Source organism: Methylobacterium nonmethylotrophicum (assembly GCF_004745635.1).
GTDB classification, from domain to species: domain Bacteria; phylum Pseudomonadota; class Alphaproteobacteria; order Rhizobiales; family Beijerinckiaceae; genus Methylobacterium; species Methylobacterium nonmethylotrophicum.
On sequence record NZ_SRLB01000010.1, the window covers coordinates 138163 to 160931 of the forward strand.

General features: G+C 71.1%; 25 protein-coding genes. 16 read left to right on the forward strand and 9 right to left on the reverse strand.

Annotation, left to right across the window (positions count from 1 at the left end; genetic code table 11):
• Window positions 1-33 precede the first annotated feature (33 nt).
• Both phaR and EU555_RS15180 read left to right on the forward strand, forming a co-directional pair.
• On the forward strand, window positions 34-630 hold the full coding sequence (gene phaR / locus EU555_RS15175) for a polyhydroxyalkanoate synthesis repressor PhaR (RefSeq protein WP_135415487.1): 597 nt from the start codon (window positions 34-36) through the stop codon (window positions 628-630).
• A 70-nt stretch (window positions 631-700) separates the two neighbouring features.
• Window positions 701-913, forward strand: a complete 213-nt coding sequence (locus tag EU555_RS15180) for a hypothetical protein (protein ID WP_135415488.1) — start codon at window positions 701-703, stop codon at window positions 911-913.
• A 254-nt stretch (window positions 914-1167) separates the two neighbouring features.
• On the opposite strand, the gene EU555_RS15185 is transcribed toward EU555_RS15180, so the two are convergent.
• Complete coding sequence (locus EU555_RS15185; protein ID WP_135415489.1) at window positions 1168-1590, reverse strand: GNAT family acetyltransferase; 423 nt, start codon at window positions 1588-1590, stop codon at window positions 1168-1170.
• 113 nt (window positions 1591-1703) lie between these two features.
• Between EU555_RS15185 and EU555_RS15190 the strand changes: the two genes are divergently transcribed.
• Window positions 1704-2510 (forward strand): cyclase family protein, encoded by an 807-nt coding sequence (locus EU555_RS15190; RefSeq protein WP_135415490.1) that lies wholly within the window; start codon window positions 1704-1706, stop codon window positions 2508-2510.
• A gap of 161 nt (window positions 2511-2671) precedes the next feature.
• Window positions 2672-2902 carry a BrnA antitoxin family protein gene (locus EU555_RS15195; RefSeq protein WP_135415491.1) on the forward strand — a complete coding sequence of 77 codons (231 nt, stop codon included), beginning with the start codon at window positions 2672-2674 and terminating at the stop codon, window positions 2900-2902.
• Between the two features lie 6 nt (window positions 2903-2908).
• Here the strand turns inward: EU555_RS15195 and EU555_RS36170 are convergent, their stop codons facing one another.
• Together EU555_RS36170 and EU555_RS15200 are read right to left on the reverse strand one after the other, a co-directional pair.
• On the reverse strand, window positions 2909-3055 hold the full coding sequence (locus tag EU555_RS36170) for a hypothetical protein (protein WP_167858554.1): 147 nt from the start codon (window positions 3053-3055) through the stop codon (window positions 2909-2911).
• Between the two features lie 429 nt (window positions 3056-3484).
• Window positions 3485-3928, reverse strand: coding sequence for a helix-turn-helix domain-containing protein (locus tag EU555_RS15200; protein ID WP_135415492.1), 444 nt, complete (start codon window positions 3926-3928; stop codon window positions 3485-3487).
• Window positions 3929-3994: 66 nt separating this feature from the next.
• Here EU555_RS15200 and EU555_RS15205 point away from each other — a divergent pair, with 66 nt between their 5' ends.
• Window positions 3995-4873 carry an oxidoreductase gene (locus EU555_RS15205; protein ID WP_135415493.1) on the forward strand — a complete coding sequence of 293 codons (879 nt, stop codon included), beginning with the start codon at window positions 3995-3997 and terminating at the stop codon, window positions 4871-4873.
• A gap of 216 nt (window positions 4874-5089) precedes the next feature.
• Here the strand turns inward: EU555_RS15205 and EU555_RS15210 are convergent, their stop codons facing one another.
• Window positions 5090-6001, reverse strand: a complete 912-nt coding sequence (locus EU555_RS15210) for a LysR family transcriptional regulator (RefSeq protein ID WP_135415494.1) — start codon at window positions 5999-6001, stop codon at window positions 5090-5092.
• A 95-nt stretch (window positions 6002-6096) separates the two neighbouring features.
• Between EU555_RS15210 and EU555_RS15215 the strand changes: the two genes are divergently transcribed.
• The 3 genes from EU555_RS15215 (at window position 6097) to mmsB (ending at window position 9850) form a co-directional block, all read left to right on the forward strand.
• Window positions 6097-7593, forward strand: a complete 1497-nt coding sequence (locus EU555_RS15215) for a CoA-acylating methylmalonate-semialdehyde dehydrogenase (RefSeq protein WP_135415697.1) — start codon at window positions 6097-6099, stop codon at window positions 7591-7593.
• A 175-nt stretch (window positions 7594-7768) separates the two neighbouring features.
• A complete protein-coding gene (locus tag EU555_RS15220) occupies window positions 7769-8911 on the forward strand; it encodes an acyl-CoA dehydrogenase family protein (protein ID WP_135415495.1) in 1143 nt (380 codons plus the stop codon).
• Window positions 8912-8962: 51 nt separating this feature from the next.
• A complete protein-coding gene (mmsB, locus tag EU555_RS15225) occupies window positions 8963-9850 on the forward strand; it encodes a 3-hydroxyisobutyrate dehydrogenase (RefSeq protein WP_135415496.1) in 888 nt (295 codons plus the stop codon).
• Window positions 9851-10197: 347 nt separating this feature from the next.
• Here the strand turns inward: mmsB and EU555_RS15230 are convergent, their stop codons facing one another.
• The gene (locus tag EU555_RS15230) at window positions 10198-11157 is read right to left on the reverse strand and encodes a GntR family transcriptional regulator (RefSeq protein WP_135415497.1); all 960 of its coding nucleotides are present in this window, start codon (window positions 11155-11157) and stop codon (window positions 10198-10200) included.
• A 214-nt stretch (window positions 11158-11371) separates the two neighbouring features.
• Here EU555_RS15230 and EU555_RS15235 point away from each other — a divergent pair, with 214 nt between their 5' ends.
• The 7 genes from EU555_RS15235 (at window position 11372) to EU555_RS15265 (ending at window position 17602) form a co-directional block, all read left to right on the forward strand.
• A complete protein-coding gene (locus EU555_RS15235; protein WP_135415699.1) occupies window positions 11372-12505 on the forward strand; it encodes a mannitol dehydrogenase family protein in 1134 nt (377 codons plus the stop codon).
• Window positions 12502-13185, forward strand: a complete 684-nt coding sequence (locus EU555_RS15240; RefSeq protein ID WP_135415498.1) for an amino acid ABC transporter permease — start codon at window positions 12502-12504, stop codon at window positions 13183-13185. Before EU555_RS15235 ends, EU555_RS15240 begins: the two co-directional genes overlap by 4 nt.
• A gap of 14 nt (window positions 13186-13199) precedes the next feature.
• Window positions 13200-13853 carry an amino acid ABC transporter permease gene (locus EU555_RS15245; RefSeq protein WP_135415702.1) on the forward strand — a complete coding sequence of 218 codons (654 nt, stop codon included), beginning with the start codon at window positions 13200-13202 and terminating at the stop codon, window positions 13851-13853.
• Window positions 13837-14565, forward strand: coding sequence for an amino acid ABC transporter ATP-binding protein (locus EU555_RS15250; RefSeq protein ID WP_135415499.1), 729 nt, complete (start codon window positions 13837-13839; stop codon window positions 14563-14565). The genes EU555_RS15245 and EU555_RS15250 overlap by 17 nt, the downstream gene beginning before the upstream one ends.
• Window positions 14566-14588: 23 nt before the next feature.
• Entirely contained in the window at window positions 14589-15371 is a 783-nt protein-coding gene (locus EU555_RS15255) for a transporter substrate-binding domain-containing protein (RefSeq protein ID WP_135415500.1), read from the forward strand.
• 540 nt (window positions 15372-15911) lie between these two features.
• Complete coding sequence (locus tag EU555_RS15260) at window positions 15912-16922, forward strand: zinc-binding alcohol dehydrogenase family protein (RefSeq protein WP_135415501.1); 1011 nt, start codon at window positions 15912-15914, stop codon at window positions 16920-16922.
• A 245-nt stretch (window positions 16923-17167) separates the two neighbouring features.
• Window positions 17168-17602 carry a DUF4267 domain-containing protein gene (locus EU555_RS15265; RefSeq protein ID WP_135415502.1) on the forward strand — a complete coding sequence of 145 codons (435 nt, stop codon included), beginning with the start codon at window positions 17168-17170 and terminating at the stop codon, window positions 17600-17602.
• On the opposite strand, the gene EU555_RS15270 is transcribed toward EU555_RS15265, so the two are convergent.
• From EU555_RS15270 to galE, 3 genes are all read right to left on the reverse strand, one after another.
• Entirely contained in the window at window positions 17590-18393 is an 804-nt protein-coding gene (locus EU555_RS15270) for an aldolase (RefSeq protein WP_135415503.1), read from the reverse strand. The genes EU555_RS15265 and EU555_RS15270 overlap by 13 nt on opposite strands.
• Before the next feature lie 69 nt (window positions 18394-18462).
• Window positions 18463-19659 carry a lytic murein transglycosylase gene (locus EU555_RS15275; protein ID WP_135415504.1) on the reverse strand — a complete coding sequence of 399 codons (1197 nt, stop codon included), beginning with the start codon at window positions 19657-19659 and terminating at the stop codon, window positions 18463-18465.
• Window positions 19660-19661: 2 nt separating this feature from the next.
• Complete coding sequence (gene galE / locus EU555_RS15280; protein ID WP_135415505.1) at window positions 19662-20654, reverse strand: UDP-glucose 4-epimerase GalE; 993 nt, start codon at window positions 20652-20654, stop codon at window positions 19662-19664.
• 179 nt (window positions 20655-20833) lie between these two features.
• Here galE and galU point away from each other — a divergent pair, with 179 nt between their 5' ends.
• Window positions 20834-21700 (forward strand): UTP--glucose-1-phosphate uridylyltransferase GalU, encoded by an 867-nt coding sequence (galU, locus tag EU555_RS15285; protein ID WP_135415506.1) that lies wholly within the window; start codon window positions 20834-20836, stop codon window positions 21698-21700.
• Between the two features lie 87 nt (window positions 21701-21787).
• Here galU and EU555_RS15290 read toward each other — a convergent pair whose 3' ends face one another.
• Entirely contained in the window at window positions 21788-22693 is a 906-nt protein-coding gene (locus EU555_RS15290) for a LysR substrate-binding domain-containing protein (protein ID WP_135415507.1), read from the reverse strand.
• Window positions 22694-22769: the final 76 nt, after the last annotated feature.

A 22769-nucleotide genomic window follows, 5' to 3' on the forward strand; every position in this document is an offset into this window, starting at 1 on the left:
CGCCGGGTTCGCCAAGAGGGAGACAACGCACCGATGGCGGACAGCGGCAAGTCCACACCCACCGTCATCAAGAAGTACGCCAACCGGCGTCTCTATCATACGGGCACGTCGACCTACGTCACGCTCGAGGACCTCGCCGCCATGGTGCAGGGCGGTGAGGACTTCGTGGTCTACGACGCCAAGTCGGGCGAGGACATCACCCGCTCGGTGCTGACGCAGATCATCTTCGAGCAGGAGAACAAGGCCGGGTCCGAGAACCTCCTGCCGGTGGCCTTCCTGCGCCAGCTGATCCGCTTCTACGGCGACAGCATGCGGGCGATGGTGCCGAGCTTCCTGGAATTCTCCATGGATCACCTCGCCCGCGAGCAGGACGGCCTGCGCGAGAAGATGTCCCAGACCTTCGGCCCAAGCGCCTTCCAGCACGCGATGGAGGAGCAGGTGCGGGCCAATATGAGCTTCTTCACCGAGGCGATGCGGATGTTCACGCCCTTCGGCCCCGGCGGCCAGGCCGCCGCGGCCGAGAAGCCGGCCGAGGCGACGGCCGTCGCCGCACCCAAGGGCGAGCTCGACGACCTCAAGCGCCAGATGGCGGAGATGCAGAGCCGGCTCGAGGCCCTGGCCAAGAAGTAGGACCGGCCGGGCAGGGACACGGCAGGCGGCTTGCGGCGTTGGTCCGCCGAATGACCGCGGAGCCCGCGCCATGTCCCACCCCGACACGCCCGTCCCGGATCCGGACGCACCCGGCCGGGCCCTCGTGCCGATGCAAACCCCCGAGCGCTCCGCGATCGTGCCGGCCCGGCCGCTGGCGACCTTCCTGGTCCAGTTGATCGACGGCCCGAACGGCACGCTGCGGCCGTCCCGGCTCGACCGCTCGCGGGTGGCCTCGGCGCGGTACGCGGCGGGTGGGCGATGATCGAAGCGGCTGACCCGGACGAGGGGGGGGTCAGACCCCGTCCTGCCACACTCCCGGTCATCCCGGGGGCGCGAAGGCGGAACCAGGGATCCATGACCGCCGAGGCATCGGGGTGACGCGGAGCGCGTCCGGCCCCGTTCTCCGGCGTCGGCCGTGAGGGAGCCCGGGCTCTCGCCTTCGGCGAGCCATCGGATGACACCGGGAGACGTCGCTGTCCGTATCAATACGATATGGTATTTACTTATCGATTTGTCTCAGGCCTTCGCGATTACCTTCTGCAGGCAAACGGAATTGGTGTCGCGATAGCCCAGGTGGTCGTAGAAGCCGAGCACGGCCGCGTTCTCCCGCCGCACCAGCAGCTGCACCTTCCAGACGCCGCGTGCGGCGAGCCACGCCTCCGCCGCCGCGACCATGCGCCGACCGAGCCCGGTGCCCTGCTGGTCGGGCGCCACGGCGACGTAGTAGAGCCAGCCGCGATGGCCGTCCTCGCCCGCCATGGCGCTCGCCACCACCCGGCCGTCGATCTCCGCCACCAGCACGGTGCCGTGCGGCCCGCGCCGGGCGAAGGCGATGTCGGTCGCCGGATCGTTCCAGGGCCGCGCCACCCCGGATTCGTGCCACAGGACGATCACCGCCGGCACGTCGGCATCCTCGATCTCGCGGAAGGTCGGCATCATGGGCGGCTCGTCTCTGGAGGCTCGTCTCTCGGGGCCGGCTTGCCAGGACAATCTTGCCAGGGCGGTCCGGCGGGGCGATGGGAGGCCGCTACACCATCGAAGGAGCCTCCGGAATGCCCCGACTGATCGACCTCTCGATCGCGATCGAGAACGACGTGCCGGCGGATCCGCCGTTCCAGCGCCCGACCGTCACCTATATCGACCACGCGACCTCGGCCGCGATGGTCGCCGGGCTGTTCCCGGGCCTGCGACCCGAGGACCTGCCGGACGGCCAGGGCTGGGCGGTCGAGAGCGTGCAGCTCTCCACCCACAACGGCACCCATCTCGACGCCCCCTGGCACTACCATCCGACCATGGATGGCGGCGCCCGGGCGATCACCATCGACGAGGTGCCCCTCGACTGGTGCTTCCGCCCCGGCGTGAAGCTCGATTTCCGCCACCTGCCCGACGGCCACGTGGTGAGCCCCGACGAGATCGACCGCGAGCTCGCCCGCATCGGCCACGTGCTGCAGCCCTTCGACATCGTGCTGGTCAATACGCGCGCGGGCGCCCGCTTCGGCCAGCCGGACTACGTCGACAGCGGCTGCGGCATGGGCCGGGCCGCGACCCTGCACCTGACGGGGCAGGGGGTGCGCGTCGTCGGCACCGACGGCTGGAGCTGGGACGCGCCGTTCTCCCACACCGCCCGCCGCTACGCCGAGACCCGCGACGCCAGCCTGATCTGGGAGGGCCACAAGGCCGGGCGCGAGGCCGGCTACTGCCAGATCGAGAAGCTCGCCAACCTGGAAGCCCTGCCGGCCACGGGCTTCACGGTCGCGTGCTTCCCGGTGAAGATCAAGGGCGCGTCGGGCGGCTGGACCCGGGCGGTGGCGATCCTGGAGGAGGAGGGCGCGCCGGTGCCGCGGCAGGCGATCGGCTGACCGCGGAGGCACACGCCGTCGTCAGCTTGCGTCCCGCCAGCCCGAGGGAGCGTCGTCATGTCGAACGAACCTCATGAGAAGGATCCGGCCACGCTCCCGGCTACCGACCCAATCCCGACTATCCGCAGGACGATTGGGACGAGGTTTGCGACAATCCGGAATTGACCGAGGAGGATGATTTCCGCGCTGCCGTTCCGCTCCGGGGCGCGTTCCCGGAGCTCTATGCCGGGCTGATGGAGGACCGTGCGGCGATCGCGGCCGGACGCGAGACGGGCGTCACCCTGACGCGCGACGCGGACATCGTCGCCCGGCTCACGGCCACCACCCCCGGCTGGACGGCGCGGATGGCCGATGCCCTGCGCCGGTCCGCCGAGGCGCTGCCGCCGCCCTGACAACGCTCATCCCCCGGGGGCAAACAGCTCCCGCCCGGCCCCGACCGTCGCGTCGATGGGCTCGGCCACCGCCTGGATGCGGGCGAGGTCGCGGCTGTCGGCGTGCCTCATCAGCGAGAAGCTGCGGGTGAGCGACACCTCGTCCGGCGGCACGCAAGCGAGATCGGAGCGATCGGCCGCCATCAAGCAGGGCAGGACCGCGAGTGCCCGAGGCCGCCACCGTCGCCTGGAGCTGGGCAAGGTGATCGGCGGGCTTCGGACGCCGTTGTTCGATACGACCGCGGCGGATGGGCGGCCGGCGGGGCGGGAAGCGGTGCGGCAGGGCGGGACCTTGCGGTTGCCGGGGCGCGCGATGCTGGTGCCGGCGCGGCAGGTGGCCGAGCGGAGGTCGCCCGGTCGGCTCGCTCGTGCGAAGGAGCGCGAGGGCTGGGCCGTGGAGGTCCGGTCATCGCATCAAGGGCATCGGCGGATGCGGCGCGGCGGGACCTTCGATCGTTGCCGCCGAGTAGGCCGCCTGTCATGCGACGGCGGTCCTCCGCAAATTGGCGACGGCCCGGCCGGACGAGGCAGGACATCGCGGCCTCAATCCGCCGTTCCGTGACAGGGGGCGACCGCGACGCTCTCGTCGCGCATCGGTACGAAATCCGCGAATTGCGGCTGCTCTCCGGTCGAGCCCGCCTCGACCCAGGTGATCTTGGCGTCGAGGTAGCCTGCCATGCGGCCGATCTCGGACGCCTTGCGCCGGAGGCGGTCGCGCTGGTCGAGCATGATCGCCAAGCTTCGGTCGCGATCCATCCGGCCGTCCCTGACGTCCGCCAGAAGCGCGCCGATCTCCTTCAGGGACAGGCCGAGCGCCTGGCCTATGCGGATGAGCTGGGCGGTGCGGACGTGCTCCGGCGTGAAAAGCTGGTAGGGGTTGCGCCCGCCCTTCGTGCCGGCCTGCGGATCGATCAGCCCACGGCGCACGTAGAACCGGATCGTGTCGGCGCTGAGGCCCGTCGCCCGCGCGAATTCCGAGATCAGCATGGGACGTCCTTGACCATGGACCACGCTCCAGACTTATAGGCGGCGCTCCTTAGCAGGAGCAGCAGCATGCACAAGGTCGCTCTCGTCACCGGCGCCTCCTCGGGTATCGGCGCAGCCACGGTCCAACGGCTGATGCAGGACGGGTTCACGGTCTACGCCGCAGCACGGCGGGTCGGCCGGATGGACGGCCTGCGCCGGGCCGGCGCGCGCCTGCTGGAACTCGACCTGACCGACGACGCGTCCATCGTCGCAGCCGTCGCCGCCATCGAGGAGGCCGGGCAAGGATTGTCCGTCCTCGTCAACAATGCGGGCTACGGCAGCTACGGCGCTCTGGAGGACGTGCCGCTCGCCGAGGCGCGACGGCAGTTCGAGGTCAATCTGTTCGGCGCGGCCCGGTTGATCCAGCTCACCCTGCCGATGATGAGAGCGGCCCGCGCGGGCACGATCGTCAACGTCACCTCGGTGGGCGGCAAGGTGCACGAGCCCTTCGGCGCGTGGTATCACGCCACCAAGTTCGCCCTCGAAGGTCTGAGCGATTGCCTGCGCATGGAGGTGGCTCCGTTCGGCGTGCGCGTCGTGGTCATCGAGCCCGGGGCGATCAAGACCGAGTGGGGCGGCATCGCCCACGAGAGCCTCGTCGAGCGCTCGGGTGCCTCGGATTACGCCCCCTGGGCTCGGCGCCACGCCGGCATGCTCGCCCGCGCCGATCAGGCGAGCTTCGGCTCGCCTCCGGAGGTCGTGGCCGGGGCCATCGCCCGCGCGGTTGCCGCACGGCGCCCGCGGACCCGCTACGCCGTCGGCGGCGGCGCGTCCGTGATCCTGGCGGTGCGGCGCGTCCTGTCTGACCGGGCCTTCGACCGGCTGATGTGGGCCGGCTCGCAAGCCGAACGGAACGAGCGGAGCTTGCCGGCGAAGGCGGCCCGCGACCCGGTTTCGCCAGCGTGACGCGCCGGGCAGGCGGGCCCCGTCCGGGGGATGGGAGTTGCCTGCGGGTCGCTTCGGGAATGGCCGCCGGCAGAACGGACGTTCCCGAGCGGCCCCGAGAGGCGCCGTCGGCGCGCGAGCACGGCGCAGCCACGGAGATCGAGGGCATGGACACCAGGGGACGGCGTCACGCGATCACAGGCCCGGAACGCCCTCGCGACCGGACATGCCCGACCCTCACCCCGCCGGCGCGAACAGCCCCCGTTCCGCCTCCACCACCGCGTAGATGTGCTCCGCCACCGCCCGGATGCGGGCGAGGTCGCGGCTGTCGGCGTGCATCATCAGCCAGAAGCTGCGGGTGAGCGACACCTCGTCCGGCAGCACGCAGGTCAGGTCCCGGCGTCCGGCCGCCATGAAGCAGGGCAGGACCGCGAGGCCGAGGCCCGCCACGGTCGCCTGGAGCTGGGCGTTGAGATTGGCGCTGCGCAGGCGCGCATGGGCCCCCGGCGCGACCTGGTGCAGGTAGTCGAGTTCCGGCGAGTAGAGCAGCTCGTCGATGTAGCCGACGAAGCGATGGCCCGCGAGGTCGGCCCGCTCACCGATCGGCGGATGGCGGGCGAGGTAGGCGGGGGCGGCGTAGAGCTTGAGCGCGTAGTCCGTGAGCTTGCGCCCGACGATCCGGCCCTCCGGCGGCAGGCTCAGGCCGATCGCGATGTCGGCCTCGCGCTTCGACAGGCTGAACAGCCGGGCCGTCGCCACGAGCTCGATGTCGAGCTCGGGATGGCGCTCGACGAGGCCCGTGAGGCGGGGGGCCAGGAACGTGCTGCCGAAGCCGTCCGGCGCGCCGATCCGCACCGTGCCGACGAGCTGCGAGGCGGCGCGCCCGATCGCCGCCTCGCCGTGGATGATCGCCGATTCGACCGTGTCCGCGGTCGCCACCAGCGCGAGGCCGCCCTGCGTGGCGGTGTAGCCGGTGGCACGGCGGTGGAAGAGCTTTTCGCCCAGCCGCCGCTCGAGCCGGTCGATCCGGCGGATCACCGTCGCGTGGTCGACCCCGAGGCGGCGCGCCGCCGCCGAGACCGTGCCGGCCCGGTGCACCGCCAGCACGAAGCGGTAATCGTCCCATCCCGCGCCATCCGGTTCCCGCATCCGCGCACACCCGTTCCGCTTTTCCGCCCCTTCCGCTATGTGGGCCGCCAGGGCAAGGTGCCCCCCAACACGATCGATCCAGGGAGGATCCCATGCTGCGCGAGGTCGGGCACTTCATCGGCGGCGAGCACGTTCCCGGCCGCTCGGGCCGGTATTCCGACATCTACCAGCCGATGACCGGCGAGGTGGTCGGGCGCCTGGCGCTGGCGAGCCAGGCCGAGATGCGCGCCGCGATCGAGAACGCCGCCAAGGCACAGGTGGCCTGGGCCGCCACCAACCCGCAGCGCCGGGCGCGGGTGATGATGCGCTTCCTCGACCTCGTGGCGCGGGAGGTGGACAGCCTCGCCGACCTGCTCGCCCGCGAGCACGGCAAGACGATCCCCGACGCCAAGGGCGACATCCAGCGCGGCGTCGAGGTGGTGGAGTTCGCCTGCGGCATCCCGCACCTCCAGAAGGGCGAGTACACGGAAGGGGCGGGCCCGGGCATCGACATCTACTCGATGCGCCAGCCCCTCGGCGTGGTGGCCGGCATCACGCCGTTCAACTTCCCGGCGATGATCCCGATGTGGAAGTTCGCCCCCGCCATCGCCTGCGGCAACGCCTTCATCCTCAAGCCCTCGGAGCGCGATCCCGGCGTGCCGATGCGGCTCGCCGAGCTGATGATCGAGGCCGGGCTCCCGGCCGGCATCCTCAACGTCGTCAACGGCGACAAGGAGGCGGTCGACGCGATCCTCGACGACGACATCATCCAGGCGGTCGGCTTCGTCGGCTCCTCCGACATCGCCCAGTACGTCTACGCCCGGGCGACCGCGACGGGGAAGCGCGCCCAGTGCTTCGGCGGCGCCAAGAACCACATGATCATCATGCCGGACGCCGACATGGACCAGGCCGTCGACGCCCTGATGGGCGCCGGCTACGGCTCGGCCGGCGAGCGCTGCATGGCGGTGTCGGTGGCGGTGCCGGTCGGCGAGAAGACCGCCGACGCCCTGATGAGCAAGCTGATCCCGCGGGTCGAGAGCCTGAAGATCGGCCCCTCGACCGACCCGAGCGCCGATTACGGCCCGCTGGTGACGAAGGCGGCGCTCGAGCGGGTGCGCAACTACGTCGAGATCGGCGTGCGCGAGGGCGCCACGCTCGCGGTGGACGGCCGGGCCTTCAAGATGCAGGGCTACGAGAACGGCTTCTACATGGGCGGCTGCCTGTTCGACCACGTGACGCCGGAGATGCGGATCTACAAGGAAGAGATCTTCGGCCCCGTCCTCTCGGTGGTCCGGGCCAAGGATTACGCCGAGGCGCTGCGGCTGCCCAACGAGCACGAATACGGCAACGGCGTCGCGATCTTCACCCGCGACGGCGACGCGGCCCGCGACTTCGCCGCCAAGGTGCAGGTCGGCATGGTCGGCATCAACGTGCCGATCCCGGTGCCGCTGGCCTACTACACCTTCGGCGGCTGGAAGCGCTCGGGCTTCGGCGACCTCAACCAGCACGGGCCCGACGCGGTGCGCTTCTACACCAAGACCAAGACGGTCACCCAGCGCTGGCCGTCGGGGGTGAAGGAAGGCGCGCAGTTCTCGATGCCGGTGATGCAGTAAGCGCGTCGATTCCCCTCCCCTGGCGATCCCGGGCTTGCCCGGAATCGCTGCAAGTTGTGGGGAGGGGTTAGGGGTGGGGGTGGTTCTGGATAAATCGCCGCGCCATACGCGGCACCACCCCCACCTCCGGCTCCTCCCCACAAGGGGGAGGAGAGGAGCCCGGAGGAACCGCCGCATGACCCTGTTCACCCTGCCCGAGGACCAGGTCGCCATCCGCGACATGGCGCGCAGCTTCGCGGCCGAGCGGATCGCGCCGCACGCCCTCGACTGGGACGAGCGCAAGCACTTCCCCCTCGACGTGCTGCGGGAAGCCGCAGGGCTCGGCATGGGCGGGGTCTACATCGCCGAGGAGCATGGCGGCTCGGGCCTGACCCGGCTCGACGCCGCCCTGATCTTCGAGGCGCTGAGCCTCGGCTGCCCGACGGTCGCGGCGTTCCTGTCGATCCACAACATGGCCGCCTGGATGATCGACAGGTTCGGCTCGCCGGCCCAGCGCGAGCGCTTCCTGCCCGCGCTCTGCCGGATGGATCAGGTCGCGGCCTATTGCCTGACCGAGCCGGGCTCCGGATCGGACGCCGCGGCGCTCCGCACCACCGCCCGGCGGGAGGGCGACCATTACGTCCTCAACGGCGCCAAGCAGTTCATCTCCGGCGCCGGCGCGGCCGATGTCTACGTCACGATGGTGCGCACCGGCGAGGCGGGACCGAAGGGCATCTCGACCCTCGTGGTGCCCTCCGGTGCGCCGGGCCTGTCCTTCGGGCCGAACGAGCGCAAGATGGGCTGGAACGCCCAGCCGACCCGGGCCGTGATCTTCGAGGAATGCCGGGTTCCGGTGGAGAACCGCCTCGGCGAGGAGGGGATCGGCTTTCGCATCGCCATGGCGGGGCTCGACGGCGGCCGGCTCAACATCGGCGCCTGCTCCCTCGGAGGCGCGCAAGCGGCCCTCGACAAGAGCCTCTCCTACATGGCCGAGCGCAAGGCCTTCGGAAAGCGCCTCAGCGACTTCCAGGCGCTGCAGTTCCGCCTCGCCGACATGGCGACCGAGCTCGAGGCCGCCCGCGCGCTCCTCTACGGTGCGGCGGCTGCCCTCGACCGGGGCGACCCCGACGCCACCCAGCGCTCGGCCATGGCCAAGCGGTTCGCGACGGATACCGGCTTCCGGGTCGCCAACGAGGCGCTCCAGCTCCACGGCGGCTACGGCTACCTGTCGGAATACGGGGTGGAGAAGATCGTCCGCGACCTGCGGGTGCACCAGATCCTGGAGGGCACCAACGAGATCATGCGGGTGATCGTGGCGCGAGGGCTCGTAGCGGGTTGAGTCGCGCCTCCCATTGCAGAACCGGACACCAACAGAGGGAAACGCTGAGCCATGACGCAGATCGCCTTCCTGGGCCTCGGCAACATGGGCGGGCCGATGGCCGCCAACCTCGTGGCGGCGGGGCACGCGGTGACGGGCTTCGACCTCGTGCCGGAGGCGCTCGAGGCGGCCCGCGCCGCCGGCGTCGTGGTCGCGGACAGCGCCGAGGCGGCGGTGACGGGGGCCGAGGCGGTCGTCACGATGCTGCCGGCGGGCAAGCACGTGCTCTCCGTCTACGACGCGGTGCTGCCCCGGGTCCCGCCCGGCGCGCTGATGATCGACTGCTCGACCATCGACGTCGCCAGCGCCCGCCAGGCGCACGAGAGGGCGCGGGGACGCGGCCTCGCGAGCCTCGACGCCCCGGTCTCCGGCGGGGTCGGCGGGGCCAAGGCGGCGACCCTGACCTTCATGGCGGGGGGAAGCGCCGAGGCCTTCGCCCGCGCCGAGCCGATCCTCGCGAGGATGGGCCGCAAGGTCGTGCATTGCGGCGAGGCCGGTGCCGGCCAGGCGGCGAAGATCTGCAACAACATGATCCTCGGCATCTCGATGATCGGCGTTGCCGAGGCCTTCGTCCTGGCGGAAAAGCTCGGCCTGTCGCACCAGGCGCTGTTCGACGTCGCCTCGACCTCCTCGGGCCAGTGCTGGTCGCTCACCACCTACTGCCCGGTCCCGGGCCCGGTTCCGGCCTCGCCGGCCAACAACGACTACAAGCCGGGCTTCGCCGCCGCCCTGATGCTGAAGGACCTGCGCCTGGCGCAGGAGGCCGCCGCGAGCGCCGGCGCCGCGACGCCGCTCGGCGCGCACGCCGAGGCGATCTACGCCGCCTTCGAGGCGGCGGGGCAGGGCGGCACGGACTTCTCCGGCATCGTCCGGCACCTGCGGGAGGCGGAGCGCGCCTAAATGTCTCTCGCAAAACTCCCGATCGCCGGCATGGCTCAGTGTGGCGGCCTCGGCGCAGCGGGAGTTTCGTGAGGTGCAGTCAGCATCATCCCGCCGGTCGGGTCGACCGGCGCCGAAGCGGTCACCGGTCCGGCGGCAACAATAATGGCCCCCTGAGGCGCGTTTCCGCGCATCCGGCTTCGTCATTCGCAGACGACACTCACTCGACCGTCATGACGTGAGAGTGAGCGGCCGGCGGACACGGTCTCGTCCGGGTCATCGACGGAGATCCGGCCGTGGCGATGGGCGAGATCCGCCGAAGGACGACGTCGATACGTCAGCCGCCCGCCGCGCCCGGGCCTTCGCCCTCACCCGGTGGAAGCCATCGGCGCAGACTCCCCGGTCCCGGGGCTCTGGGGGCGCTTCACGCCGCTCAGCGGGCCGGCCGCGATCGAGCGCAGCAGCGTGGCCCGGGCGGTGCGCAGATGGGCCCGGCAGGTCTGGTCGATCAGGCGCAGGTCGCGGGAGCGCAGGGCCGCGATGTAGTCCAGATGCTCCTGCAGGGCGACGCGGTGGCGCTCCTTCTCGTCCGTCTTGTCCCACTGGTAGTGATAGTGGAAGATGATCGAGATCACGTCGTAGAAGTCGCGGATGAAGCGGTTGCGCGAGGCGTCGTGGATCAGCCGGTGCAGCCGCTCGTCGAGGCGGGAGAAGTCGCGATAGCGCGCGTCGATCTCGGCCAGCAGGGCATGGTGCTCCCGCGCGATGGCGTCGAGTTCGGCCCAGGCCGGTGACTCGGGGGCCAGCTCGACGAAGCGCCGTGCCGAGCGCAGCTCGAACATCTCGCGGATCTCGTAGATCTCGGCGGCGAAGTCCGGGGTCACCCCGGCGAAGATCCAGCCGCTGTTCTCCCGCCGCTTGAGGAGCCCGAACTGGCTGAAGCGGGTCAGGTACTCCCGCACCGCCGTGGTCGAGGTGCCGAACAGGCGCGCCAGCTCGGCGGCGTTGACCACCTGGCCCGGGCGGCAATCGCCCTGCAGCACCCACTGCATGAACTTGCGCTCGACCGCCTCGGCCACCGTCTCGGTCTCGAGCCCCGGAAAGTAGTCTCCGGACACCGGGTGGCGGCGCAGGGACCGCCGGGCCCCGTCCGTCCCGACGATCCCGGCCGCGGCGAGCCCCGCCAGCACGCCCCGCACCGTGGTGCGGCTGACCTCGAGCCGCTCGGACAGCTCGGCCTCCGACACCGGCCAGACGCCGAGCGGCCGCGCCGCCAGCACGGACAGGCACTGGTTGTAGGCCCGCTTGTGGACCGTGTTCGCCCGCATACCACCCTCCCGAGGCGCACCCAGTCCAGCACGGCGGCGGGCCTCCCGTCCATCCGTCCCATGGCGGTTCTTTGCGCATAAAAAACCGTTTGACAGCGGGCGACGCGCGGTTCTTTATGCATGATAATACATAAGACCCACGCGGTGAGGACACGCCCTTGGCCCTTCTCGGCACCCCTTCCTGCGCGGCTCGCGCCGCATGCGGGCCGTCCCGGTGACCCGGCGCGTCATCCAGTTCGGCACCAGCCGCTTCCTGCAGGCCCATGCCGACCTCTTCCTCCACGAGGCCCGCGCGGCCGGCCAGGACGTCGGCCCGGTGGCGGTGGTGCAGACCTCCGGCGCCTCGGCGCGGGCGGGCCGCGTCGCCGCCTTCGGGGCGCCCGGCGGCTACCCGGTGATCATCCGCGGCATCGAGGGCGGGGCGCCGGTCGAGCGGCAGGTCACCGTCACCAGCATCGACCGCGGGCTCTCGGCCGCCACCGACTGGGACGCCGTGACGGCGCTGTTCGTCGAGGAGGCCGAGATCGTCCTGTCGAATACCGGCGACACCGGCTACGCCCTCGCGGAGGCCGATCGCGGTCCGGCGCTGATCGAGGCCCGGCCCCCGGCCTCGTTTCCGGCCAAGCTGACCCAGCTCCTCTACCGGCGCTGGCAGGCGGGCGGGCGCAGCCTCACGCTGCTCCCCTGCGAGCTCGTCAACCGCAACGGCCGGGTGCTGCAGGGCCTGGTGCTCGACCTCGCGGCGGAGGCCGGCCTCCCGGAGGACTTCCGGGTCTGGCTGCGCGCGGGCGTGATCTGGACCGACACCCTCGTCGACCGCATCGTCTCGGAGCCGATCGAGCCGATCGGCGCGGTCGCCGAGCCCTACGCGCTGTGGGCGATCGAGCGCCGGCCCGGCCTCACGCTCCCGTGCGAGCACCCCTGCATCGTGCTCGCCGACGACCTGGAGCCGTTCGAGCGGCTGAAGCTCCACATCCTCAACCTCGGCCACACCTACCTCGCCGAGATCTGGCAGCGCGAGGGCCGGCCCGACGCGGAGACCGTGCGCGAGATCCTGGCCGATCCGGCGGTTCGGGCGCGGCTCGACGCGCTCTACCGCGACGAGGTGGTGCCGGGCTTTTCCGCCCGCGGGATGGAGGCGGAAGCGAACACCTACGTCGCCGCCACCCTCGACCGCTTCCGCAACCCCTCCCTCAACCACCGCATCGCCGACATCGCCCAGAACCACGTCCAGAAGGTCGAGCGCCGGGTCCACGCCTTCCTGACCTGGGTCGAGGAGGCGGGCGCCCGCCTGCCCGCGCCGGTCCTGCGGGCGCTCGCCGCCGCCTACCCGCCGGGCGCGGCATGACCTACCAGTTCGACTTCGCGTCCCTGCTGCCGTACTGGCGCGAGTTCGCGGCGGGCGTCTGGCTCACCCTGCAGCTCTCGGCGGTGGCGACGGTGCTGGGCTTCGTCGGCGGCGCACTCTGCGCCATCGCGCGGGCCGACGGCCCGCCCTGGCTCAAGCGGGTCGTCGGCGCCTATGTCGAGGTGATCCGCAACACGCCGCTGCTCGTCCAGATCTTCCTCGTCTATTTCGGCATCGCGGTGCTGGGCGTGCGGGTCGACGCGAACGTCGCGGCGGTGCTGGCGCTCGTCGTCAACGTGGTGGCCTATACCTGCGAGATCATGCGCGCCGGGATCGAGAGCATCCACACGGCGCAGGTCGAGGCCGGCGAATGCCTCGGGATGAACCGCCGCCAGATCTACTGGCACGTGGTGCTCCGCCCGGCGATCGAGCGGGTCTATCCGGCGCTGGTCAGCCAGTACGTGCTGCTGATGCTCGCCTCGTCGATCTGCTCGCAGATCTCGGCCGAGGAGCTGACGGCGGTCGCCAACCGCATCCAGTCCGACACCTTCCGCAGCTTCGAGACCTACATCGTCGTCGGCCTCGTCTACCTGGCGCTCTCCTTCGTGGTGCGCTGGGCGTTCTGGGGCTTCGGCCTCCTCGTGTTCACCCGCCGGCGCAAGCTCGGCACGGCCCTCTAGCGGGGAGGGGGATGATGCCCACGTTCGGCCCCCAGCACCTCTGGTTCCTGCTTCAGGCGGCCGGCTGGACGCTGGCGCTTTCGGCCATCGCCTTCATCGGCGGCGGCCTCCTCGGCTTCGGGGTGGCGCTCGCCCGCATCGCGCCGAACCGGGTCCTGCGCGGCGCGGCCTCCGCCTACGTCCAGGTGGTGCAGGGCACGCCGCTCCTGATCCTGCTGTTCATGATCTATTTCGGCCTCGCCATCGCGGGCTTCGACCAGCTCCCGGCGCTGGTCGCGGCGGGTGCCGGGCTCACCATCTACGCCTCGGGCTTCCTCGGCGAGATCTGGCGCGGCTGCATCGAGGCGGTGCCGCGGACCCAGTGGGAGGCGGCCGAGTGCTTGGCGCTGTCGCGCTGGCAGCGCCTGACCCGGGTGGTGCTGCCGCAGGCGATGCGCCTCGCCACCGCGCCCACGGTCGGCTTCCTGGTCCAGATCGTCAAGAACACCTCGCTCGCTTCGGTCGTCGGCTTCGTCGAACTGTCCCAGGCCGGCAAGCTCATCAACAACTCGGTGTTCCAGCCGTTCATCATCTTCGTGACCGTGGCGATCTTCTACTTCGCCATCTGCTATCCGCTGTCGGCCTGGAGCCGCGGGCTGGAGAGGAGGCTCAATGTCGGCCGTCGTTAAGCTCGCCAACGTCCACAAGAGCTTCGGCACGCTGAAGGTCCTGGACGGCGTCTCGTTCGAGGTCGGCCGCGGCGAGGTCGTGGCGCTGATCGGCCAGTCCGGCTCCGGCAAGTCGACGGCGCTGCGCTGCATCAACGCCCTCGAGACGATCGAGGCGGGCGCGATCGAGGTCTGCGGCCACGCGATCCACGCCCCCACCCTCGACAAGCGGGCGCTGCGGCTCTCCGTCGGCATCGTGTTCCAGAGCTACAACCTCTTCCCGCACCTGACGGCCCTCCAGAACATCATGCTGGCGCCGACCTGCGTGAAGGGCCTCAAGCGAGGTGAGGCCCGGGCGCTGGCGCTGGACTGCCTCGCCCGGGTGGGCCTCGCCGAGAAGGCCGAGCACTATCCCGAGCAGCTCTCGGGCGGGCAGCAGCAGCGGGTCGCCATCGCCCGGTCGCTCGCCATGCAGCCGCAGGTGATGCTGTTCGACGAGGTCACCTCGGCCCTCGACCCGCAGCTCACCGGCGAGGTGCTGAAGGTCATGGAGGACCTCGCCCGCGGCGGCATGACCATGATCCTGGTCACCCACGAGATGGGCTTCGCACGGCGGGTGGCCGGCACCGTCATCTACATGCGCCAGGGCCGGGTCTGGGAGACCCTCCCGGGCCGCGATCTCGACAACCCGAGAACGCCCGAGCTGCGCGACTTCGTCGGCAGCGGGCTGTGACTGCGATCAGAGGAGATTCGGGGATGAAGCGCAGGACCTTCCTGGCCGGCGGGCTCGCGGCCGCCTCCACCCTGGCGATGCCGGCGCTCGCCGACACGCTCGACACGATCAGGAGCCGCAAGAAGCTGCTCGTCGCCCTCGATCTCGGCTCGCCGCCCTTCGGGATGACCGACGCCGCGATGCAGCCGACCGGCTCCGACGTCGAGACCGCGCGGCTGCTCGCCGCCGCGTGGGAGATGCCGCTCGAGATCGTGCAGGTCACGAGCCCGAACCGGGTGCCGTTCCTGCTCACCGGCAAGGCCGACATGGTCATCGCCTCGTTCAGCGTGAACGAGGAGCGCCAGAAGGTGATCGACTTCTCGGACCCCTACGGGGTCATCCAGGCGGTGATCGCCGGGCCGAAGGGCCGCGAGGTCAAGGACTACGCGGCGGTCGTCGGCAAGCGCCTCGGCACCACCCGCGGCAGCACCAACGACAAGGAGGCCACCACCCGCGCCCAGGGCGCCCAGATGGTGCGCTACGACGACGACGCGACCCTCATCACCGCGATGGTGTCGGGCCAGGTCGACATGGTGGCGACCTCGCCGCAGGTGATGAACACCGCCAACGGCCGCAACCCCCCGGTGCCGTTCGAGACCAAGATCGTGATGCGGACGTTTCCCTACGCGATCGGCATCCGCAAGGGCGAGGCCAAGCTCCAGACGGCGCTCAACGAGTGGGTGCGCAAGAACCTGCGCAACGGCCAGCTCAACGCGATCTACAAGAAGTACCACGGCAGCGACCTGCCGGCCGAGATGCTGGCCTAGAGCACTGCCCGATCACGCTGCATCACGGTACACGACAGTGTGGTTTGGTGGCGGTGCCAGCCTCTCCCATCCGCACCCTCATCCTGAGGTGCTGCTGCTTGCAGCAGCCTCGAAGGAGGGCTCCAGATGGACCTGAGCCTTCTGGAGCCCTCCTTCGAGGCCGTCGATCAAAGATCGAGTCGATCTCCGATCGCGTGCGATCTTCGATCGCCGGCACCTCAGGATGAGGTCGCGGGTCGGAGGTGCGTCACCGCAAAAAATCGCACTGTCGTGCACGATGACGCTGCAATCGGGCAGCGCTCGAGGCGTTTGATTTCGCAGCGTTTTCTTCGACGAACCGGTATCCACTTCGTCGGACAATGCTCTAGCCGGGGCACGCGCGACGGCACTCCTCTCCCCGACAGATCCCGGGCTTCTTCGGGATCTGCGAGCCGCGACCGAGGCCCGGCGGGCCCGGTTTCGGGCGGGACGAGGAGGATCCGGCGCTCCATCCTCGCGCCAGCGGCATGTCCTCAACCAAGATTGCGAAAGACCCATCCCATGAAGGTGCTCCTCTGCGACGAGCCGGGCCGGCTGCGGCTGACCGAGCGGCCGGAACCGGTCCCGGCCGAGGGCGAGGCGCTGGTGCGCATCCGCCGGGTCGGCATCTGCGGCACGGATTTCCACATCTACCAGGGCAAGCACCCGTTCCTGCAGTACCCGCGGGTGATGGGGCACGAACTGTCCGGCACGATCGAGCGGGCGCCCGCCGGCAGCGGCCTCGTGGCGGGCCAGACCTGCTACGTGGTGCCCTACCTGTCCTGCGGGCGTTGCGTCGCCTGCCGCAAGGGCGTGACCAATGCCTGCCAGGCCATCAGCGTGCTCGGCGTCCATTGCGACGGCGGCATGGCCGAGCTGATCAGCGTGCCGGCGGGGAACGTCGTGCCGGTCGGCGACACGCCGCTCGACGATGCCGCGATGATCGAGTTCCTGGCCATCGGCGCCCACGGGGTGAAGCGCGGCGGCATCACCGCCGAGGACCGGGTGCTGGTCGTCGGCTCGGGGCCGATCGGCATGTCGGCGGTGATCTTCGCCAAGGCGCGCGGCGCCCACGTCACCGTGATGGACCTGCGCGAGGACCGGCTCGCCTTCACGCAGGGCGCGCTCGCCGCCGACGCGCTGCTGCTTGCCGACGACGAGGCCGAGGCGAAGGCCGGGGCCGCCACCGCGAACGACTTCTACGACTGCGTGATCGACTGCACCGGCAACCGCGCCGCGATGCAGCGCGGCTTCGGCTTCGTCGGCCATGGCGGCCGCTACGTGCTGGTGAGCGTGGTGCGCGACGACATCGTGTTCTCGGACCCCGAGTTCCACAAGCGCGAGACCACCCTGTTCGCCAGCCGCAACGCGCAGCCCGACGACTTCGCCGAGGTGGTGCGCCAGATGCAGGCCGGTCGCGTGCCGACGCAGGCTTTGCGCACGCATCGCGGGGCGCTGTCGGACGGGCCGGAGCTGTTTCGCGACTGGCTGCGGCCGGAGGCCGGGGTGATCAAGGCGATCCTGGAGCTGTAGAAGCCAATCGAGACCTGTCAAGAAAGACGCTCGCGGCCTCAAATCGATCGTCACTGCACGAACGGGGAGGGATCCGGTAAAGCGCACGATGCTTGGCCTTGCGATGTCGGATCGCGAGATCTTTCTATCCTCCCTGCCCACACATGTCGGCGCATGATGCGTCGCGCGAGGAGCGCAGCAGCCCAACCCGCTCGTGCTCAACCCAGGTGAAGGCGCCCGGGCGTCCCTTTCGGCATGCCAGCAGGATGAACCTGCGCAGCCCCATCGCCGGAGACGATCGCCTCACCGCCGCAGATCCGCGCCTCTGGGTCGTGCTGGCCCTGGCGCTGGTCTTCCTCGCCCTCGGCGCCCTGTTCCTGGCGGCGCCCTCCCTCGGCGCGCTGATCTACGGCGTGCCGGAGCCCGACGGAATCGGCCGCACCTACCTGCGGGCGATCGGCGCCCGCGACGCGGCCCTCGCGCTCTACCTCGCCGGCCTCGCGGTGGTCGCGACCCGCCTCGCCGTCGCCCTGGTGCTCGCGGCGAGCCTGGTCATCCCGGCCTGCGACCTGACGCTGATCCTGTTGGCCGGCACCGCGGCCTGGTGGCAGGTGGCCCTGCACGGGCTGAGCGCCGGCGTGCTGGCGCTCATGGCGTCATGGCTGGCGGGATGGCCGGCGGGTCGCGGTCACTCCGCATAGTCCGGCTCCTCGCGGTCCAGCCGCCGGCGGATCGCCGCGAGGTGGAGGCGCGCCGATTCGGGGTCGCCCTCGCGCATCTGCCGGTAGGCGGCCTCCGCGATGGCGGGGTCGACCGGCAGGACCGGGCGGCCGGTCGAGAGGGCGAGCACCTGCACCTCCGCCGCCCGCTCGAGGTAGTAGAGGTCGTCCCAGGCCTCCGCGATGGTGGGCGCGAGCACCATGACGCCGTGGTTCTTCATGAACACGATGTCGGCCTCGCCGACGCTGTCGGCGATGCGGTCGCCCTCCGCGGCGTCGAGGGCGAGGCCGTTGTAGTTCCGGTCGAAGGCGGTGCGGCCGTAGAACTTCAACGCGGTCTGGCCGGCGAAGATCAGCGGGTCGCCCTCGGTCATCGAGAGGGCGGTGGCGTAGGGCATGTGGGTGTGGAACGCCACCCGCGCCCGCGGGATGCGCTTGTGCAGGCGGGCATGGATGTAGAAGGCGGTCGCCTCCGGCTGGCCCTCGCCCGCGACGACGGTGCCGTGGAAATCGCAGATCAGCAGCTTCGAGGCGGAAAGCTCGGCGAAGGCGTAGCCGTAGGGGTTGACGATGAACAGGTCGTCGTAGCCCGGCACCATCGCCGAGAAGTGGTTGCAGATGCCCTCTTCCAGCCCGAGCCGCGCCGCCATGCGGAAGCAGGCCGCCAACTCCTCCTTCGCCCGGCGCACCTCGGGTCCGGCGAGGTCGGGCTGGTTGAGGCCGTTCGGGGTCCGCTCGGCGGCAGGCGAGGTCGCGGCCAGTGCGTGAGCCATGGGGTCTGGTCTCTCCTGATGGGAGACCGATCCTGGCGGATGCCTCCCCCGCTTGTCCATGGCTGCCGGTCAGTGCGCGCCGCGCAGGTGCTCCAGCAGGGCGGGGGTGGCGTAGCCGTCCGCCGCCAGGCCGGCCTCGATCTGGTAGCGCCGCACCGCCTCGCGCAGGCGCGGTCCCGCCCGGCCGTCGAACGGGCCGTCATAGAGCGAGCGGGCGGAGAGCGCGCGCTGCAGGGCGGTGAGCCCGGCCTGGTCGAGGCGCGGGCCGGTCGGCCAGGGCGCGGCGAGCGCCGGCCCGCCGGCGATCCGGTCGGCGAGGTGGCCGACCGCGAGGGCGTAGGCGTCCGAGGTGTTGTAGGCGCGGATCGCCTCGAAATTGGCGGTGATCAGGAAGGCCGGCCCGCCGGCGCCGCCGGGCAGGAAGAGGCTCGCCTCGCCGGCCTCCGGCAGGGCCGCGCCGTCCAGCGCCCGCACCCCGCGCCGGGCGAACTCCGCGAACGGGGCGCGGTAGCGCGCGAGGTCGAAGTCCGGCGGCAGGGTGACGGCGACACCCCAGGGCAGATCCCGCCGCCAGCCGGCCTGGGCGAGGAAGCTCGCGATCGACGCCAGCGCATCCGGCGCCGAATCCCAGATGTCGCGCCGGCCGTCGCCGTCGAAATCCACCGCCGCCCGCAGGTAGGCCGAGGGCAGGAACTGCGTCTGTCCCATGGCGCCGGCCCAGGAGCCGCGCATCCGCTCCGGCTTCACGTCGTGGTGCTCGAGGATCTCGAGGGCGGCGAGCAATTCGTCGCGAAACAGCGTGCCGCGATGGCCCGCCTCCGCCAGGGTGGCGAGCGCCCGCACCACCGGCAGCGTACCGGCGCTGGCGCCGAAATCCGACTCGATGCCCCAGAAGGCCAGCACCACCGGCCCGGGCACGCCGTACCGGGCCTCGATCGCCGCCAGCGTGTCGGCCCGGCGCGCGGCCTCCGCCCGCCCGCGGGCGATGCGGCCGCCGGAGACCGCCCCGGTCAGGTATTCCCAGACCGGGCGGCCGAACTCGCCCTGGCGGCGCAGCCGCGCCAGCACCGCCGGGTCCGGGGTGACGCCCCGGAACGCGGCGTCGAAGGTCGCGCGGGAGACGTTGCGGCCTTGAGCCGCCGGCCACAGCCCCTCGACGAAGGCGCGGAAATCGCCCGCCCGGGCAGGCGGGGCCGGGGCAAGGGAGAGGACAAGGGCGCCGAGCGCCAGGGCGACCGCCGCGGCCGCCGCGCGGAGGTGGCGCATGGTCAGCGCAGGTTGCGCCGTCCGAGCGCCTCCTCCCAGGCGAGCGCCTGGGTCACGATCGCGCGCAGGTCGTCGTGCTGCGGCACCCAGCCAAGCTCGGCCCGGATCCGGTCGGCCCCGGCGATGATCCGCGACGGATCGCCCGGACGGCGCGGCGACAGCTTCACCGGGAAGTCGACGCCGGAGACCGACTTCACCACGTCGATCACCTCGAGCACGGAGTAGCCGCGGCCATAGCCGCAATTGAGCGTCAGGCTGTCGCCGCCGCCGCGCAGGTGGTTGAGCGCCACGAGATGGGCGGCGGCGAGGTCCGAGACCTGGATGTAGTCGCGCAGGCACGAGCCGTCGGGCGTCGGATAATCGGTGCCGAACACCTCGAGTTGGCCGCGCTTGCCGAGAGCCGCCTGGGTCGCGACCTTGATGAGATGCGTGGCGTTCGGGGTCGACTGGCCGGAGCGCCCGCGCGGATCGGCGCCGGCCACGTTGAAGTAGCGCAACGCCACGTAGCTGATGCCGTGGGCGCGGGCGGCGTCCTCCAGCATCCACTCGGTCATCAGCTTCGAGCGGCCATAAGGGTTGATCGGGTTCGGCGCGAGGTCCTCGGGCACCGGCACGATCGCCGGCTCGCCGTAGACCGCCGCCGTCGAGGAGAAGATCACGTGGCGCACGCCCGCGCCGATCGCCGCCTCGATCAGCGCCCGCGACTTCACCGTGTTGGCGAGGTAGTAGCCGAGGGGATCCGACACCGAATCCGGCACCACGATCTTGGCGGCGAAATGCGCCAGCGCGTCGATCCTGTGCCGGCGGATGGTCTCGGCGACGAGGGATTGGTCGGCCACGTCGCCGCGCACCAGCGTGACTTCCGGCGGCAGCGCCCAGTCGAAGCCGGTCGAGAGATCGTCGAGGACCACGACCTCGTCGTGCCCGGCATCGATCAGGGCGAGCACCATGTGGCTGCCGATATAGCCGGCCCCACCCGTGACAAGTACCGCCATTCCGCGCGCTCCCCGCCCAGAGACGGGTTGATCCATACCTCGCAATGCTTCAGCGTCAATTAAGCTGTCGGGTGGCAAGGCAGCCCGGAGGGAGGATGTCGGCCGGGCGCGTGCGTCCGGATGCGCCCGCTCCCGCCGGGCGGTCCGGCAGCTCCTCGGTGTTCACTGGATCACGCACGATGAAACGCATTCGCAAAGCCGTCCTCCCGGTCGCGGGCCTCGGGACCCGTTTCCTGCCGGCGACCAAGGCGGTGCCCAAGGAGATGCTGACGGTCGTCGATCGTCCGGTGGTCCAGCACGTGGTCGACGAGGCGAAGGAGGCCGGGATCGAGCACTTCATCTTCGTGACCGGCCGCGGCAAGGCGGTGATCGAGGACCATTTCGACATCGCGTTCGAGCTCGACCGCACCCTGCAGGAGCGCAACAAGACGGAGGCCTACGAGGCGCTGAAGAAGGATCTGCCGGCCGCCGGCCAGACCAGCTTCACCCGCCAGCAGGAGCCGCTGGGCCTCGGCCATGCGGTCTGGTGCGCCCGCGAGATCGTCGGCGACGAGCCCTTCGCGGTGATCCTGCCCGACATGCTCAGCCGCGGCAGCATGGTGCAGATGATGGCGGCCTACGAGAAGCACGGCGGCAACATCATCGCGGTCGAGGAGGTCGCTCCCGACCAGACCCACCAGTACGGCATCGTCAGCGTCGGCCAGGAGTTCGGCGACACCTTCGAGATCACCGGCATGGTGGAGAAGCCGCCGAAGGGCACGGCGCCGTCGAACTACATCATCTCGGGCCGCTACATCCTGCAGCCGGAGATCTTCTCCATCCTCGAGCGCGGCGAGCGCGGCGCGGGCGGCGAGATCCAGCTCACCGACGGCATGAAGCGCCTGGCGGAGACGCAGAAGTTCTACGGCATGCATTACCGCGGCAAGACCTACGATACCGGCTCGAAGCTCGGCTTCCTGGTCGCCAACCTCGCCTATGGCCTGGAGCGGCCGGAGCTGCGCGAGGACCTGAAGCGCGAGATCGCGGCGCTGCTCGGCGGGAAGTGAGCGCGGTCGGCCTCGCGAAACGACGAGCCTCGCCGTCGTCCCGGGTTCCACCGCGCGGCCCCGGGATCACGGTGAGTGGCATCGCCCTCACTCCACGAAGGGCGGCTTCGTCAGCGAGTGCCGCACCGCCTCGACGAGGTCGAGGGCGACCGGGGAGGGGCTGCGCTGGGGCGGGAACACCGCCGCGAACTCGAACTCGATGCGCGGCACGAAGGGCCGCACCACGACGCCCCGGCCCTCGAACTCCCGAGCGGTGAACGGATCGGAGATCGACACCCCGATCCCCGACGAGACCAGCCCGCAGATTATCTCCGACAGGGCGGTCTCGATCCGCAAAATGCGGCGCACGCCGTCGCGGTGGAAGGCCTGGTCGACGAGGTGGCGCCCGGTCGAGCCGGCGGTGAGCGACACGAAGGTCTCGCCCGCGAAGTCCCGCGGCTCGAGCCGCGCCTTTCCGGCCAGCCGGTGCCCCTCGGGCAGCACCGCGACCCGCGCCACGCCCGGCAGGCGCAGGCTCGGCACGCCCGCATGGGCGATCGGTACCTCGGCGAAGCCGACGTCGCACTGGTTGTTGATCACCCAGTCGACCACGATCGGCGAGATGACGCCGAACAGCGACAGGTTCAGGTTCGGCCGCTCCTTGAGGAAGTGGCCGGTGAGGCGCGGCAGGTAGCCGTTGGCGAGGGCCGGCAGCGCCGCGACCCGCAGGAAGCCGGTGCGCCGGTTGCGGATCTCCTCGGCCGCCGCCCCGATCCGCTCGAGGCCGACGAAGGAGCGCTCGACCTCGGTATAGAGCGCGCTCGCGGCGGCCGTGGGCACCAGGCCGGTGCCGCGCTTCTCGAACAGCGGCATGTTGAGGACGGCCTGGAGGTCGCGCAGCAGGCGGCTCACCGCGGGCTGCGTCACCCCCATCAGGGCGGCGGCCTCGGTGACGCTGCCGGTCAGCATCGTGGCGCGGAAGGCCTCGACCTGCCGCAGGTTGATCCGTGCCACGCCCGCCTCCCGCCGCCCCGGTGCGAACCATAACATTTCGACATGAACGGCGCGCCATTTCGCATTGGACGGGGCC

Coding starts and splice junctions, on each gene's coding strand:
- galE (WP_135415505.1), bottom strand. CDS start 20,654: ATGGCGGTACTTGTCACGGGTGGGGCCGGCTATATCGGCAGCCACATG.
- EU555_RS15230 (WP_135415497.1), bottom strand. CDS start 11,157: ATGCGGGCGAACACGGTCCACAAGCGGGCCTACAACCAGTGCCTGTCC.
- phaR (WP_135415487.1), top strand. CDS start 34: ATGGCGGACAGCGGCAAGTCCACACCCACCGTCATCAAGAAGTACGCC.
- EU555_RS15190 (WP_135415490.1), top strand. CDS start 1,704: ATGCCCCGACTGATCGACCTCTCGATCGCGATCGAGAACGACGTGCCG.
- EU555_RS15205 (WP_135415493.1), top strand. CDS start 3,995: ATGCACAAGGTCGCTCTCGTCACCGGCGCCTCCTCGGGTATCGGCGCA.
- EU555_RS15270 (WP_135415503.1), bottom strand. CDS start 18,393: ATGGCTCACGCACTGGCCGCGACCTCGCCTGCCGCCGAGCGGACCCCG.
- mmsB (WP_135415496.1), top strand. CDS start 8,963: ATGACGCAGATCGCCTTCCTGGGCCTCGGCAACATGGGCGGGCCGATG.
- EU555_RS15260 (WP_135415501.1), top strand. CDS start 15,912: ATGAAGGTGCTCCTCTGCGACGAGCCGGGCCGGCTGCGGCTGACCGAG.
- EU555_RS15210 (WP_135415494.1), bottom strand. CDS start 6,001: ATGCGGGAACCGGATGGCGCGGGATGGGACGATTACCGCTTCGTGCTG.
- EU555_RS15275 (WP_135415504.1), bottom strand. CDS start 19,659: ATGCGCCACCTCCGCGCGGCGGCCGCGGCGGTCGCCCTGGCGCTCGGC.
- EU555_RS15220 (WP_135415495.1), top strand. CDS start 7,769: ATGACCCTGTTCACCCTGCCCGAGGACCAGGTCGCCATCCGCGACATG.
- EU555_RS15240 (WP_135415498.1), top strand. CDS start 12,502: ATGACCTACCAGTTCGACTTCGCGTCCCTGCTGCCGTACTGGCGCGAG.
- EU555_RS15180 (WP_135415488.1), top strand. CDS start 701: ATGTCCCACCCCGACACGCCCGTCCCGGATCCGGACGCACCCGGCCGG.
- EU555_RS15200 (WP_135415492.1), bottom strand. CDS start 3,928: ATGCTGATCTCGGAATTCGCGCGGGCGACGGGCCTCAGCGCCGACACG.
- EU555_RS15245 (WP_135415702.1), top strand. CDS start 13,200: ATGCCCACGTTCGGCCCCCAGCACCTCTGGTTCCTGCTTCAGGCGGCC.
- EU555_RS15255 (WP_135415500.1), top strand. CDS start 14,589: ATGAAGCGCAGGACCTTCCTGGCCGGCGGGCTCGCGGCCGCCTCCACC.
- galU (WP_135415506.1), top strand. CDS start 20,834: ATGAAACGCATTCGCAAAGCCGTCCTCCCGGTCGCGGGCCTCGGGACC.
- EU555_RS15265 (WP_135415502.1), top strand. CDS start 17,168: ATGAACCTGCGCAGCCCCATCGCCGGAGACGATCGCCTCACCGCCGCA.
- EU555_RS15185 (WP_135415489.1), bottom strand. CDS start 1,590: ATGATGCCGACCTTCCGCGAGATCGAGGATGCCGACGTGCCGGCGGTG.
- EU555_RS15250 (WP_135415499.1), top strand. CDS start 13,837: ATGTCGGCCGTCGTTAAGCTCGCCAACGTCCACAAGAGCTTCGGCACG.